A 12,827-nucleotide genomic window follows, 5' to 3' on the forward strand; every position below is an offset into this window, starting at 1 on the left:
CCTCACAGGGACTTCTGAACGGAATGAGCATGACTGAAATGAGCGAATCCATTTTGCAGGCCGACAAGGATTGGTGGCGAGGCGCGGTGATCTATCAGATCTATCCGCGCTCCTACCAGGACTCCAACGGCGACGGCATCGGCGATTTGAAGGGCATCACCGCCCGCCTGCCGCATGTCGCCTCGCTCGGCGCCGATGCTATCTGGATATCGCCCTTCTTCACCTCGCCGATGAAGGATTTCGGCTACGACGTTTCGAACTATACCGACGTCGACGGGATCTTCGGCAATCTCGCCGATTTCGATGCGCTGATCGCCGAGGCGCATCGGCTCGGTATCCGGGTGATGATCGACCTCGTTCTGTCCCATACCTCGGACCAGCATCCCTGGTTCGTCGAGAGCCGCGCCAGCCGGGCGAACGCCAAGGCGGACTGGTACGTCTGGGCAGACTCGAAACCCGATGGAACGCCGCCGAACAACTGGCTGTCGATCTTCGGCGGCTCGGCCTGGGCCTGGGATCCGACGCGGCTGCAATATTACTTGCACAACTTCCTGACCTCGCAGCCGGACCTCAACCTGCACAATCCTGATGTGCAGGAGGCGCTTTTGGGCGTCGAGCGCTTCTGGCTGGAGCGCGGCGTCGATGGCTTCCGCCTCGACACCATCAACTTCTATTTCCACGACAAACAGCTGCGCGACAATCCGGCGCTGGCGCCGGAGCGGCGCAACGCCTCCACTGCACCGGCGGTCAACCCGTATAATTATCAGGAACATCTCTACGACAAGAACCAGCCGGAGAACCTTGCGTTCCTGAAGCGGTTCCGTGCTGTCATGGACGAGTTTCCGGCAATCGCGGCGGTCGGCGAAGTCGGCGACAGCCAGCGTGGTCTCGAGATCGCCGGCGAGTACACCTCCGGCGGCGACAAGATGCACATGTGCTACGCCTTCGAGTTCCTGGCGCCCGACGCTCTGACACCGGCGCGTGTCGCCGAGGTTCTGCGCGACTTTCACAAGGCGGCGCCGGAGGGCTGGGCCTGCTGGGCCTTTTCCAACCACGACGTCGTTCGCCATGTCAGTCGCTGGGGCGATGGCGTTGCCGATCGCGACGCGCACGCCAAGCTGCTGGCAAGCCTGCTGATGTCGCTGCGCGGCTCGGTCTGCATCTATCAGGGCGAGGAATTGGCTCTCACCGAAGCCGAGCTTGCCTTCGAGGATCTGAAGGATCCCTACGGCATTCAGTTCTGGCCCGACTTCAAGGGGCGCGACGGCTGCCGCACGCCGATGGTCTGGGATAGCACTGCTGCCAATGGCGGCTTCGGCGATGCCAAACCCTGGCTGCCGGTGCCGGCCGAACACCTGAACCGGGCGGTCTCCGCGCAGAAGGATGACACCGCTTCGGTCATGGAGCACTATCGACGCTTCCTGCAGTTCAGAAAGGCGCATCCGGCCTTTGCCAAAGGCGAGATCGAGTTCCGCAGCACCGATGCGCCCGTGCTTGCCTTCGTGCGCAGCCACGGCAACGAGAAGCTCTTCTGCGCATTCAACATGAGCGGTACGGCCGCTACGGTTGATTTGCCGAAGGAGCCAGTGGAAGCGCTTGACGGCCATGGTTTTACGGCCGAGATCAAGAACGACAAGGTCAATCTTCCAGCCTGGAGCGCATTCTTCGCGCGGCTGGTTTGAGACAACGACAGACAAAAGAGACGAAGGGGAGGGTGCGATGACAGGTCTGACGCTTAAAGATATCCGCAAGTCCTACGGTGCGGTCGATGTCATTCACGGCATCAATCTCGACATCAAGCAGGGCGAGTTCGTCGTGTTTGTCGGTCCGTCCGGCTGCGGCAAGTCGACATTGCTGCGCATGATCGCGGGTCTGGAGGAGATTACCGGCGGCGACATGTTCATCGATGGCGAGCGCGTCAACGACGTGCCGCCGTCCAAGCGCGGGATCGCCATGGTGTTCCAGTCCTATGCGCTCTATCCGCATATGACCGTCTACGACAACATGGCCTTCGGCATGCGGATCGCCAAGGAGACGAAGGAGGAGATCGACCGGCGCGTGCGCGCGGCAGCCGATATCCTGCAGCTCACCAAGTACCTCGATCGTCTGCCGAAGGCGCTTTCGGGCGGCCAGCGCCAGCGCGTGGCGATCGGCCGGGCGATCTGCCGCGATCCCAAGGTCTTCCTGTTCGACGAGCCTTTGTCGAACCTCGACGCGGCGCTTCGCGTTGCCACCCGCATCGAGATCGCCAAGCTCAACGAGCAGATGGCGGACACGACGATGATCTACGTTACCCACGACCAGGTCGAGGCGATGACGCTTGCCGATCGTATCGTCGTGCTGTCGGCCGGCCATATCGAGCAGGTCGGCCCGCCGCTCGAGCTTTACGAGCGCCCGGCGAACCTGTTCGTCGCCCGCTTCATCGGTTCGCCAGCGATGAACGTCATCCCCGCGACGATCACCGCCACCGGCCCGCAGACGACGGTGAAGCTTTCTGGCGGCAAGTCGGTGACACTCGATATCGCCACGAACGCGTCGGAAAACGGCAAGACGGCGAGCTTCGGCGTGCGTCCTGAAGATCTCCAGACGGCCAGCGGCGAGGACTTCCTGTTCGAAGGAACGGTCGCCATCGTCGAGGCGCTCGGCGAGGTGACGCTGCTCTATATCGAGGGACTGGTGGAGAAGGAGCCGATCATCGCCAAGATCCCGGGCATCCTGCCCGTTCATCGCGGCGAAAAAGTCCGGTTCACGGCCGATAAGAACAAGCTGCATCTGTTCGACGCCGGCGGCAAGAGCTACCGCGTCTGACAAAGACCACCATCGTTTGTCTTCAACCCGTCCGATTTTCGGACGGGTTTTTCTTTGCGAAGGCCCTCAATCTACCCTCTGTTAAATTTCTTCCTCTAGCCTGACGGGCAGGGGATACTAAGGGGCCTGTAGAATGACGACCGCGGCACCGGTGATGCGGCAACACTTCCTGAACAAGGAAGAATCTTTCATGTACGATCGCGAAACCACGTTCCCGATGGAGGACACGAGGAACGAGGCGCGGATCGAATATACCGAAAAGGGCATGACGCAGCTGAGCTCCCGCCGCTGCGAAATCATCAAGCTGTCGAAAAGCGGCGCGGTTCTGGGTATCCTGACCAAGTACCAGCTGCCGCAGAATTTCTACCTCGACATTCCAAGCGCCCGCATCCAGATGGTCGGCTGCCTGCTCAAGCGCGTGCACGCCAACAACATCGTCGAAGCGCGCTTCCTGCGGCTCCTGACCGATCGCGACCTCAATCGCATCTTCGTCTACAGCACCCATCCGAACCACCGGAACCGCACACTCGACATCTACCGCTGAACCGGCAAGCGTTCGTGCGGGTGCCCCGTCCGGCCGAGACGGACTGGCGGGCGATGCGCCTTTGCGGCCAGGGACACCGTATTTCGAGGCCTCCAAACTATGCTTGACATGGAGTGTGGGCGTTGGATTGTTGTCGCCTGCACGCCAGAAGCGAGGCAACCGATCGATGAAACGACCCTACCGCCTTTCCTGCCACTGCGGCGATATCTGCATCGAAGTCGATGAGGAGCTCTCGGGGCTGGTCGAGTGCAACTGCTCGACATGCCGGCGCACCGGCTTCCTCCACTGGAAGATTGACGGCAGCAAGATCCGGTTGATCACCGAGAAGCGTCGCCTTTCCACCTATGTCTGGCGCGGCGTGACTGAAGGTCATCACTTCTGCCCGACCTGCAGTGTGGCGATCATGCGCAGCGGCTACCCGAACAATCGCGTCTCGCTCAATGCGCGCTGCATCGAGGATATCGACATCTTCACGCTGGAGGTCGAGCGTTACGACGGTCGAAACGACATGTATCCGGGGCCGCTGAAGTAGCGCTCGTCTTCGCAAGCGCGGCCCGCTACCGGCGGCGAGGGCCGGCAGCGATAGCTCGATGGAAGACAAATCCTCCGCGGTGACGCCGAGGTTCGGCTCAGTTGAACAGCACGCTTGCTCCGTGGTCGGCCGAGCCGGCAATGGCGCGGAACGGTGCGAACAGCTCGCGCCCCATGCCGAACTCGTTGTCCGAGAGATCGGCATGGGCGGGAATGCGCGTCTTGAGCGCGATATCCTCGACAAGCACTTCGATCGTGCCGGTGACGGCATCGATGCGCACGATGTCGCCTTCCTGAATGCGGGCGATCGGCCCGCCATCCTTGGCTTCCGGCGTAACGTGGATGGCGGCAGGCACCTTGCCCGAGGCGCCCGACATGCGGCCGTCGGTGAGGATCGCCACGCGCTGGCCGCGGTCCTGCAGGATGCCGAGCACGGTCGTCAGCTTGTGCAGTTCCGGCATGCCGTTCGCCTTCGGGCCCTGGAAGCGCACGACGGCGACGAAGTCGCCTTCGAGTTTGCCGGCCTTGAAGGCGGCGTTCAACTCGCCCTGGTCATGAAAGATCTTTGCCGGTGCCTCGATGACGTGGCGGTCCGGCTTGACGGCGGAAATCTTGATGACCGCCTTGCCGAGATTGCCGGTCAGCATCTTGAGGCCGCCCGAGTGCTGGAACGGCTGGTCGATGGTGGAGAGTACCTTCGGATCGGCGCTTTCGGCCGGCGTCGGCCGGCGCTCGACACCGCCGTCGGCACCGAGGCGGACGTCGATCTTGTAGGCCTCCAGGCCCTGGCCGACGACGGTGCGCACATCGTCGTGCAGCAGGCCGCCCCGAAGCAACTGGCTGATCAGAAAGCCCATGCCGCCGGCGGCATGGAAGTGGTTCACGTCGGCAAGGCCGTTCGGGTAGACGCGCGCAAGCAGCGGCACGATGTCCGAAAGTTCGGAAATATCCTGCCAGGTGAGCAGGATGCCGGCGGCGCGCGCCATGGCGACGAGATGCATGGTGTGGTTGGTCGAGCCACCGGTGGCGTGCAGCCCGACGACACCGTTGACGATCGAGCGCTCGTCGATCATTTCACCTGATGGCGTGAACTCGTTGCCCATGGCGGTGATCGCCAGCGCCCGCTTCGTCGCTTCCTTCGTCAGCGCGTCGCGCAGCGGCGTGCCGGGATTGATGAAGGAGGCGCCGGGCAGGTGGAAGCCCATGATCTCCATCAGCATCTGGTTGGAATTGGCGGTGCCATAGAAGGTGCAGGTGCCGGGTCCGTGATAGGACTTGGATTCCGCTTCGAGCAACTCTTCGCGGCCAACCTTGCCTTCGGCGAAGAGCTGGCGCACGCGCGCCTTCTCGTCGTTCGGCAGGCCCGTCGTCATCGGCCCGGCCGGCACGAAGACTGCCGGCAGGTGACCGAAGGTCAGGGCCGCGATGACAAGGCCCGGCACGATCTTGTCGCAGACGCCGAGATAGACGGTGGAATCGAACATGTTGTGCGACAGGCCGACACCGGCGGCCATGGCGATCAGGTCGCGCGAAAACAGCGACAGTTCCATGCCCGGCTGGCCCTGGGTGACGCCGTCGCACATGGCGGGCACGCCGCCGGCAACCTGGGCGACGCCGCCTGCCTCGTGCGCGGCTTCGCGGATCAGCGCCGGATAGGTTTCGAACGGCTGATGCGCCGAAAGCATGTCGTTATAGGAGGTAATGATGCCTAGGTTGGCGACGCGATCCCCGGCGAGCGCCACCTTCTCGGCGGGGGAACAGACGGCAAACCCGTGCGCGAGGTTGCCGCAGCCAAGAACGCTGCGATGTGGGCCGCTGGACGCCGCACGACGCACCCGATCGAGATAAGGCTCTCGGTGCGGCTTCGAGCGCTCGACGATGCGGGCGGTGATTGCGGCAATGCGGGAATCGGCGGACATGGCAAATCCTGTTCCGGAGTCTTGAGACTCCTCATCTTCATCCAGTCATCGATCCGGAGCGTTGCCTGCTTGGGAGAACGTGCAGGCCACGCCCCGGTATGAGCTCTTTCAACGCCTTCGCGTTCCGGTGGGGCGCCACCGGTTGAAAGCGTCCTGAACCGGCCGGTGATCCGGCCGTTATGGCGCCCAGTATATTTGCAGCGGCGAGGCCGCACGGCGCAGCATGGTGCGGATCGGCATCTCGGCTTCGTCGCCGGGACCTTCCGCCTTGGCAAGCACCACCTTCTTGCCCTCGCCTTCGATGTGCAGGACCAGCAGCCTGGCATCGTGAAGGCTGGAGAAGGTAAAGGTCAGGCGCGGTTCGCCAGCACCTTCGGCTTCCATGGTGATCACGCCGCGCGGCGTCGTCGCGTCGATCGCCCTTGAAAGTTGCGTGCCGCCCGGGAAGAACGACGCGGTATGGCCATCCGTTCCCATGCCGAGCACGACGACGTCGAAGGGCGTGCCGATCTTTGCCGTCGCCTTGCTGGAGAGCCCGGCCGCATCTTCTGCCGAAGCGGCGGCGTGGTAAAGCGGTAGGAAATGCGCTTTCGCCGCAGGGCCTTGCAGCAAATTGGCCGTGACCAACGCGTGGTTGGAGCGATCGCTCTCCGGTGGAACGAAGCGTTCGTCCACCAGCGTGACCGTCACCTTGTCCCAGGCGATATCCTTCCTGGCGAGCGCCTGGAAGAATGCCTTGGGCGTCGAGCCGCCGGAAACGGCGATGCTTGCTGTGCCACGGGTGGCAATGCCGGTGGCAAGTGCGGCGCTGACGGCGTCCGCCAAGCCCTCTGCCAGGGCGGCGCCATTGTCGAATGTGTGAAGCGTCGTGCTCATTGCCTTACCTATATCGCATCGTGCCAGGTGCGGCCGTCACGCTCGATGAGTGCGATCGACTGGCTCGGACCCCAGGTGCCGGCGGTGTAGCCCTGCACCTGCTGTCCGGTCTCTTCCCAGGCTTTCAGGATCGGATCGACCCACTTCCATGCGGCCTCGACCTCGTCGCGGCGTACGAACAGCGTCTGGTTGTTGCGCACGACGTCGAACAGCAGCCGCTCGTAGGCGTCGGCATTGCGCACGTCGAAAGCCTCGGCGAAGCTCATGTCGAGCGAAACGTTGCGAAGGCGCATGCCGCCTGGACCGGGGTCCTTGATCATCAGCGACTGTTTGACGCCTTCGTTCGGCTGCAGGCGGATGACGAGCTGGTTGGCGGAAATGCGACCGGCACTGTTGTCGAAGATCGAGTGCGGGATCTGCTTGAAGGTAATGACGATTTCCGACATGCGGCCAGCAAGCCGCTTGCCGGTGCGGATGTAGAACGGCACGCCGGCCCAGCGCCAGTTGCTGACTTCGGCCTTGATCGCTACGAAGGTCTCTGTGTTCGAAACGCCACCTTCGAGCTCTTCCAGGTAGCCCTTGACCGGGCCGCCGGCAGAGGCGCCCGCGCGGTACTGGCCGCGCACCGTCACCTGCTCGACATTGGATGCATTGACCGGCTTCAGCGCGCGCAGAACTTTAAGCTTTTCATCGCGCACGGCTTCCGCGTCCATTGAGGTCGGGGCTTCCATTGCGACAAAGCAGACGAGCTGCAGGATGTGGTTCTGCACCATGTCGCGCAGCGCACCGGCCTTGTCGTAGTAGCCGGCCCGGTTTTCGAGGCCTACGGCTTCCGAAACGGTGATCTGCACGTGGTCGATATGGGCGGAGTTCCACAGCGGCTCGTAGAGCGCATTGGCGAAACGCAGCGCCATCAGGTTCTGCACCGTCTCCTTGCCGAGATAGTGGTCGATGCGGAAGATCTGCTCTTCGCGGAAGACCTTGCCGATCGTGTCGTTGAGCTCGGTCGCCGACGCCAGATCGCGGCCGATCGGCTTTTCGACGACGATGCGGGTGGTCTTGGTGATCAGCTTGTGATCGCGGATCTTCTCGGAAATATCGCCGAAGATCGCCGGTCCGACGGCGAGATAGAAGGCGCGGATACGGTCTTTGCCTTCTTCCAGGATCTTCTTCAGCGTATCCCAGCCCTGGTCGGACTTGGCATCGACGGAAACGTAAAAGAGGCGGGCGGTAAACTTCGCCACTTCCTCTTCATTGTATTCCGCCGGCCTCAGGTGTTCCTTCAGCGCATCGGCGGCGAACTTGCGATATTCTTCATGCGTCAACGCGGCGCGCGAGGCGCCGATGATGCGGGTCGGCTCGGTAATCTGGCCTTCCATCTGGCGGTGATAGAGCGCTGGCAGCAGCTTGCGCTCCGCGAGATCGCCGGTGCCGCCGAACACGACATAATCAAATGGTTCGACGGGAATGATCTGGCTGCTCATGGGATAATCTCGATCTTGTTCAGGTCAGGGACACATATAATCTAATCGATTTAAACGCGCTAGGGTGCGACGCAATAAAATGCTGTCGCACACGCTTTCTCATGCATGTCGCCCGAAAATATGCCGCGGTTTCGGGGCGACGACATGCACGGAAACAAAGATCTAATGCACATAGTGTGACACCATCCTGACACAACGTGCCTTAGAGCCTGTCGCGCAGCGCATACCAGCTGAGCGCCAGGAACAGAAGCGCCGATCGGAAGCGTGTTCCGCCCGGAAAAGCCGGTATTTTCAAGGCTTTCAACAGCTCGAGTTCCGTCGGTTTGCCCAGCACAAGGTCAGCGTAGAGCTTGCCACAATAGTTGGAAAGCATGACCCCGTGGCCGGAATAGCCGCCGATCGAGGTGACGCCCGGCATCACCTCGCGACAGAAGGGCGTCCGCGGCAAGGTGATGCCAACGGAACCGCCCCAGGCGTGGGTGATCTCGACATTGCCGAGTTCCGGATAGATCTCGCTGATCTGCCGGCGGATATGGGTGGAAATGTCGCGCGGATTGTCGGCGGTGTAGGCTTCGCGCCCGCCGAATAGCAGCCGCCCGTCTTTCGATTTGCGGAAGTAGCGCACGACAAAGCGCGAATCGTCGACCGATTCACCGCCGGGAAGCACGTTGGGGTGAGCGGAAAGAACTTCGGTCGCGCCGATGAAGGAGCGGATGGGCATCACATGGCTGGCGCTGACCGGCTCGAGATTGCCGATATAGGCATTGCACGCGACAAGCACCCGCTCAGTGGTGATCGTGCCGCGATCGGTAGTGATGACAACAGCCGTTCCCTTGCGCTCGATCTTCTGCGCCTTGGTCTGCTCGAACAGATTGGCGCCGGCAAGGGCCGCCTGCTTCGCCAGTCCGAGCAGCAGCTTCATCGGATGGATATGTCCGGTGCCGACATCGCGGATGCCGAAGTGATAGCGAGACGATCCGAGCCGGCTCGCCGTCTCCTCCCGTTCCATGAACGAGAGATGCGGATAGCCGAAGCGGGTCGCCATCGCCTCGACGTGGTCGCGATAATCCTTCTCCAGGCTCTTCTTGTGGCCGACGGAGAGCTGCCCCGGCATGAACTCGATATCGATGTCGTGTTGGCTGGCGAAGTCGAGCACGTGCCGCTTGGCGTTCTCTGCCATATCGAACAGCAGTTGTGCCCGTTCCTGGCCAAGCGTTTCCTCGGTCTCGTCGGCCCAGGCGCGCTGGCCGGTGCCGAACTGGCCACCGTTGCGCCCCGACGCGCCGTCGCCGAAGCGGCAGGCGTCGATGAGCGTGACATCGACGCCTTGCCGAGCAAGGTTGTAGGCCGCCTGAAGCCCGGTATAGCCGCCGCCGATAATGGCGACATCCGCCTTCCTCGATCCCGGCATCTGCGGATATTCGGGTCGATCGGGAACGGTTGCCTCATACCAGGAGAAACCGGGCGAGATCGGGCTTTGCCAGGGCATTGGACTGCCTTTCAGGTCAGACGTTCAGCAGCAGGAACTCGCGTTCCCACGGGCTGATAACCTGCATAAAGGTTTCGAACTCGCCACGTTTCACGCCGGCATAGATGGCGATGAATTCGGGGCTCAGCACCTCGGCAAGCGACGGCGCCGACTCGAGCAGGGCGACGGCCTCGAGCAGCCCGCGCGGCAGATCGATTTCGCCTTCGTTGGCCGTGTCTTCCGTCGGTGCCGTCGGATCGCGGCCTTCGATGATGCCGAGATAGCCGCAGGCAAGCGAGGCGGCGAGCGCCAGATAGGGGTTGGCATCCGAACTCGGCAGCCGGTTCTCGATCCGCCGGGCAACCGGTTCGGAAACCGGAATGCGGAACGCGGTCGTGCGGTTGTCGTAGCCCCAAGCCGTATTCACCGGCGCCGACATATCGGGCGTCAGCCGGCGGAAGGAGTTCACGTAGGGCGCCATCATCACCAACGTGCGCGGCACATAGTGTTGCATGCCGCCGATGAAGTTGAAGAACTCCTTGGAGGCAGAGCCGTCCGGATTGGAGAACAGATTGCGGCCGGTGTTGATCTCGATCACCGACTGGTGGATGTGCATGGCCGAACCCGGCTGACCCTGCATCGGCTTGGCCATGAAGGTCGCGTAGATGCCGTGCTTCAGCGCCGCCTCGCGGATGGTGCGCTTGAACAGGAACACCTGGTCGGCAAGCTCGATCGGATCGCCGTGACGAAGGTTGATTTCGAGCTGCGCTGGTCCCTCCTCGTGGATCAGCGTGTCAATCTCCAGACCCTGCTTCTCGGAGAAGTGATAGATGTCGTCAATCAGCTCGTCGAATTCGTTGATGCCGGCGATCGAATAGCCCTGGCCGCCAAGGATCGACCGGCCGGAGCGGCCCTTCGGCGGATGCAGCGGATAGTCGGGATCGTCATTGGTGGCGACGAGGTAGAACTCGATTTCGGGCGCAACGACCGGCTTCCAGCCCTTCTGGCGATAGAGGTCGACCACGCGCTTCAAGACGTTGCGCGGCGTGTAGCTGATCTGTTCGCCTTCGGAGCCGACGATGTCGCAGATCACCTGCGCCGTTGGGTCGGTTTCCCAGGGGACGACCGAAAGCGTCGAAAGATCAGGGACGAGCTTGATGTCGCTGTCGCGCGAATCGTAGCGGAATTGTCCGGTCTCGTCAGGATATTCGCCTGAGATCGTGTGGCGGTAGACGGCGGAAGGCAGTGCAAGCGAGGTGTTGGAGGTGAACTTGGAGGTGGGCATCATCTTGCCGCGGGGAACGCCGGCAAGGTCGGGCGTGATGCATTCGATGTCTTCGATCCCGCGGATCTTCAGCCAATCCGTTGCTTCCTTCCAGGTCTTGACGCCTCGGAGGGAATGCAGGGCGGCGGGTATTTTCGAGGTTTTGCTGATTTTCGTTGTTTGTTGGGCAGCACTTCTCTTGGAGGGCATAAATCACCGGTTTTGGCTTCGGATAGCGCATCATAACCAGAGATTGGCAATTGGCTAGAGCGTGACGATTGACTTTCGCCGCCGTGACCGGAATGGAATGCGCAAAGAGCTCAAAGGTGTTTCGTGGCTGAGAAGAAGGATGTGGTGATCATTGGCGCCGGTGCGGCCGGCATGATGTGCGCCATCGAGGCCGGCAAGCGCGGCCGGCGGGTGCTGGTCATCGACCATGCAAAGGCGCCGGGCGAGAAGATCCGCATCTCCGGCGGCGGCCGCTGCAACTTCACCAACATCCATGCCGGGCCGAAGAACTTCCTCTCGGCCAATCCGCATTTCTGCAAATCGGCGCTCGCGCGCTACGGCGCGCGAGACTTCCTGGCGCTGGTCGAAAAACACGGCATCGCCTGGCACGAGAAGACTTTGGGGCAATTGTTCTGCGATCATTCGGCCAAGGACATCATCAGGATGTTGCTCGCCGAGATGCGCGATGCGGCCGCCGAGCTTCGGCTTGAGACGACGGTCGCGAGTGTCGAGCGCCATGGTGCCGGCTTCCGGGTGATGACCGGCGACGGACCGGTCGATGCCCAGTCGCTGGTGGTGGCCAGCGGCGGCAAGTCGATCCCGAAAATGGGCGCAACGGGGCTTGCCTATAAAATCGCAGAGCAGTTCGGATTGGCCCTGGTCGAAACCCGTCCCGGGCTTGTGCCGCTGACGCTCGATCCGGTGCAGCTTGAGACGATCGGCGAACTAGCCGGCGTCGCCGCCGACGCCGAGGCGCGCTCCGGTAAGACGGCGTTTCGCGAGGCGGTGCTGATCACCCATCGCGGCCTCAGTGGCCCGGCGATCCTGCAGATATCGTCCTACTGGCGCGAGGGGCAGGACATCGTTCTGAGGTTGATGCCCGATATCGACATCGCCTCGATCCTAAAAGGTTTGCGCCGCACCAATGGCAAGCAGGCCGTCCAGACGGCGCTCGGCGATATTCTGCCACGCCGGCTTGCGCAATTCTTTGCCGATGGCGCCAAGCTGACGGGACGGCAGCTCGCCGACCTCTCGGACAAGACCATCGATGCGCTATCGGCATCGATCCAGGCTTGGGCGATCAAGCCCGCCGGTTCCGAAGGCTATCGCACTGCCGAGGTGACGCTCGGCGGCGTCGACACCAATGGTCTCGATTCAAAGACGATGCAGGCGAAGGCTGTTCCCGGTCTCTATTTCGTCGGCGAATGCGTCGACGTGACCGGCTGGCTCGGCGGCTACAATTTCCAATGGGCCTGGGCATCGGGCTTCGCAGCCGGCCAGGACGTCTGATCCCTGGTTTTGCGGCATTTGGCTTCAGCCATTGTTAACGGATATGCCGGAACCTCTTTGGTGTCGGCACAGCCGGCGGTTGGTCAGAAAGAACTGTTCCGCAAACGGAAATCACACTGTTTCCATTTTTAGGGCTTTTCTCTGCCACGGCATGGCTGCAATATGGTCTGGACTGGCAAGCCGGTTTATCCGGGCCGAACGTTGCCGGTCAGTGAGAAGGACAGGATGTCATGAACCAGCCACGCCGTCGTCCCCGCGCCATCGCGATCGCTCGCACCGACGAGAGCCGCGTCCAGAGAGTAGCGTTGACCCGCATTGCTCTGATCGCGTTCTTTGCCGTTGCTGCCCTCGCAACGCTGCCGGCTTATTGGCTCTGATGCTGCCAGCCGGCCGCTAACGGCCGGACCTCGAGCGC

Annotated in this window: 11 protein-coding genes; 6 read left to right on the plus strand and 5 right to left on the minus strand. The window is 62.2% G+C overall.

The annotated features are described in order from the left end of the window. The first annotated feature begins 29 nt into the window (after positions 1-29). The 4 genes from C6558_RS03075 (at position 30) to C6558_RS03090 (ending at position 3,884) form a co-directional block, all read left to right on the plus strand. The gene (locus C6558_RS03075; RefSeq protein WP_025425963.1) at positions 30-1,682 is read left to right on the plus strand and encodes an alpha-glucosidase family protein; all 1,653 of its coding nucleotides are present in this window, start codon (positions 30-32) and stop codon (positions 1,680-1,682) included. A 37-nt stretch (positions 1,683-1,719) separates the two neighbouring features. Then, positions 1,720-2,808, plus strand: a complete 1,089-nt coding sequence (locus C6558_RS03080; protein ID WP_025425964.1) for an ABC transporter ATP-binding protein — start codon at positions 1,720-1,722, stop codon at positions 2,806-2,808. Positions 2,809-2,941: 133 nt separating this feature from the next. Next, the gene (locus C6558_RS03085) at positions 2,942-3,352 is read left to right on the plus strand and encodes a hypothetical protein (protein WP_057212490.1); all 411 of its coding nucleotides are present in this window, start codon (positions 2,942-2,944) and stop codon (positions 3,350-3,352) included. Positions 3,353-3,518: 166 nt separating this feature from the next. Beyond that, the gene (locus C6558_RS03090; RefSeq protein ID WP_025425966.1) at positions 3,519-3,884 is read left to right on the plus strand and encodes a GFA family protein; all 366 of its coding nucleotides are present in this window, start codon (positions 3,519-3,521) and stop codon (positions 3,882-3,884) included. Between the two features lie 97 nt (positions 3,885-3,981). Here C6558_RS03090 and edd read toward each other — a convergent pair whose 3' ends face one another. The 5 genes from edd to C6558_RS03115 all read right to left on the minus strand — a co-directional run bounded on the left by edd (position 3,982) and on the right by C6558_RS03115 (position 11,104). Further along, positions 3,982-5,802 (minus strand): phosphogluconate dehydratase, encoded by a 1,821-nt coding sequence (gene edd / locus C6558_RS03095; protein ID WP_025425967.1) that lies wholly within the window; start codon positions 5,800-5,802, stop codon positions 3,982-3,984. A 177-nt stretch (positions 5,803-5,979) separates the two neighbouring features. Next, a complete protein-coding gene (gene pgl, locus C6558_RS03100) occupies positions 5,980-6,678 on the minus strand; it encodes a 6-phosphogluconolactonase (RefSeq protein WP_025425968.1) in 699 nt (232 codons plus the stop codon). A gap of 8 nt (positions 6,679-6,686) precedes the next feature. Continuing rightward, positions 6,687-8,162, minus strand: coding sequence for a glucose-6-phosphate dehydrogenase (gene zwf, locus C6558_RS03105; protein WP_025425969.1), 1,476 nt, complete (start codon positions 8,160-8,162; stop codon positions 6,687-6,689). Between the two features lie 202 nt (positions 8,163-8,364). Continuing rightward, positions 8,365-9,651 (minus strand): FAD-binding oxidoreductase, encoded by a 1,287-nt coding sequence (locus tag C6558_RS03110; RefSeq protein ID WP_107026831.1) that lies wholly within the window; start codon positions 9,649-9,651, stop codon positions 8,365-8,367. Between the two features lie 16 nt (positions 9,652-9,667). Continuing rightward, positions 9,668-11,104: a glutamine synthetase family protein gene (locus C6558_RS03115; RefSeq protein ID WP_025425971.1), complete on the minus strand. Its 1,437-nt coding sequence runs from the start codon at positions 11,102-11,104 to the stop codon at positions 9,668-9,670. Positions 11,105-11,227: 123 nt separating this feature from the next. Between C6558_RS03115 and C6558_RS03120 the strand changes: the two genes are divergently transcribed. Both C6558_RS03120 and C6558_RS40255 read left to right on the plus strand, forming a co-directional pair. Beyond that, the gene (locus tag C6558_RS03120; protein WP_025425972.1) at positions 11,228-12,412 is read left to right on the plus strand and encodes an NAD(P)/FAD-dependent oxidoreductase; all 1,185 of its coding nucleotides are present in this window, start codon (positions 11,228-11,230) and stop codon (positions 12,410-12,412) included. A 230-nt stretch (positions 12,413-12,642) separates the two neighbouring features. Continuing rightward, on the plus strand, positions 12,643-12,789 hold the full coding sequence (locus C6558_RS40255; RefSeq protein WP_164474899.1) for a hypothetical protein: 147 nt from the start codon (positions 12,643-12,645) through the stop codon (positions 12,787-12,789). The last annotated feature ends 38 nt before the right edge of the window (positions 12,790-12,827 follow it).

It is taken from the genome of Ensifer sp. NM-2 (assembly GCF_003024455.1).
In the GTDB taxonomy this organism is placed as follows: domain Bacteria; phylum Pseudomonadota; class Alphaproteobacteria; order Rhizobiales; family Rhizobiaceae; genus Ensifer; species Ensifer canadensis.

Coding starts and splice junctions, on each gene's coding strand:
- C6558_RS03075 (WP_025425963.1), top strand. CDS start 30: ATGACTGAAATGAGCGAATCCATTTTGCAGGCCGACAAGGATTGGTGG.
- C6558_RS03080 (WP_025425964.1), top strand. CDS start 1,720: ATGACAGGTCTGACGCTTAAAGATATCCGCAAGTCCTACGGTGCGGTC.
- C6558_RS03085 (WP_057212490.1), top strand. CDS start 2,942: ATGACGACCGCGGCACCGGTGATGCGGCAACACTTCCTGAACAAGGAA.
- C6558_RS03090 (WP_025425966.1), top strand. CDS start 3,519: ATGAAACGACCCTACCGCCTTTCCTGCCACTGCGGCGATATCTGCATC.
- edd (WP_025425967.1), bottom strand. CDS start 5,802: ATGTCCGCCGATTCCCGCATTGCCGCAATCACCGCCCGCATCGTCGAG.
- pgl (WP_025425968.1), bottom strand. CDS start 6,678: ATGAGCACGACGCTTCACACATTCGACAATGGCGCCGCCCTGGCAGAG.
- zwf (WP_025425969.1), bottom strand. CDS start 8,162: ATGAGCAGCCAGATCATTCCCGTCGAACCATTTGATTATGTCGTGTTC.
- C6558_RS03110 (WP_107026831.1), bottom strand. CDS start 9,651: ATGCCCTGGCAAAGCCCGATCTCGCCCGGTTTCTCCTGGTATGAGGCA.
- C6558_RS03115 (WP_025425971.1), bottom strand. CDS start 11,104: ATGCCCTCCAAGAGAAGTGCTGCCCAACAAACAACGAAAATCAGCAAA.
- C6558_RS40255 (WP_164474899.1), top strand. CDS start 12,643: ATGAACCAGCCACGCCGTCGTCCCCGCGCCATCGCGATCGCTCGCACC.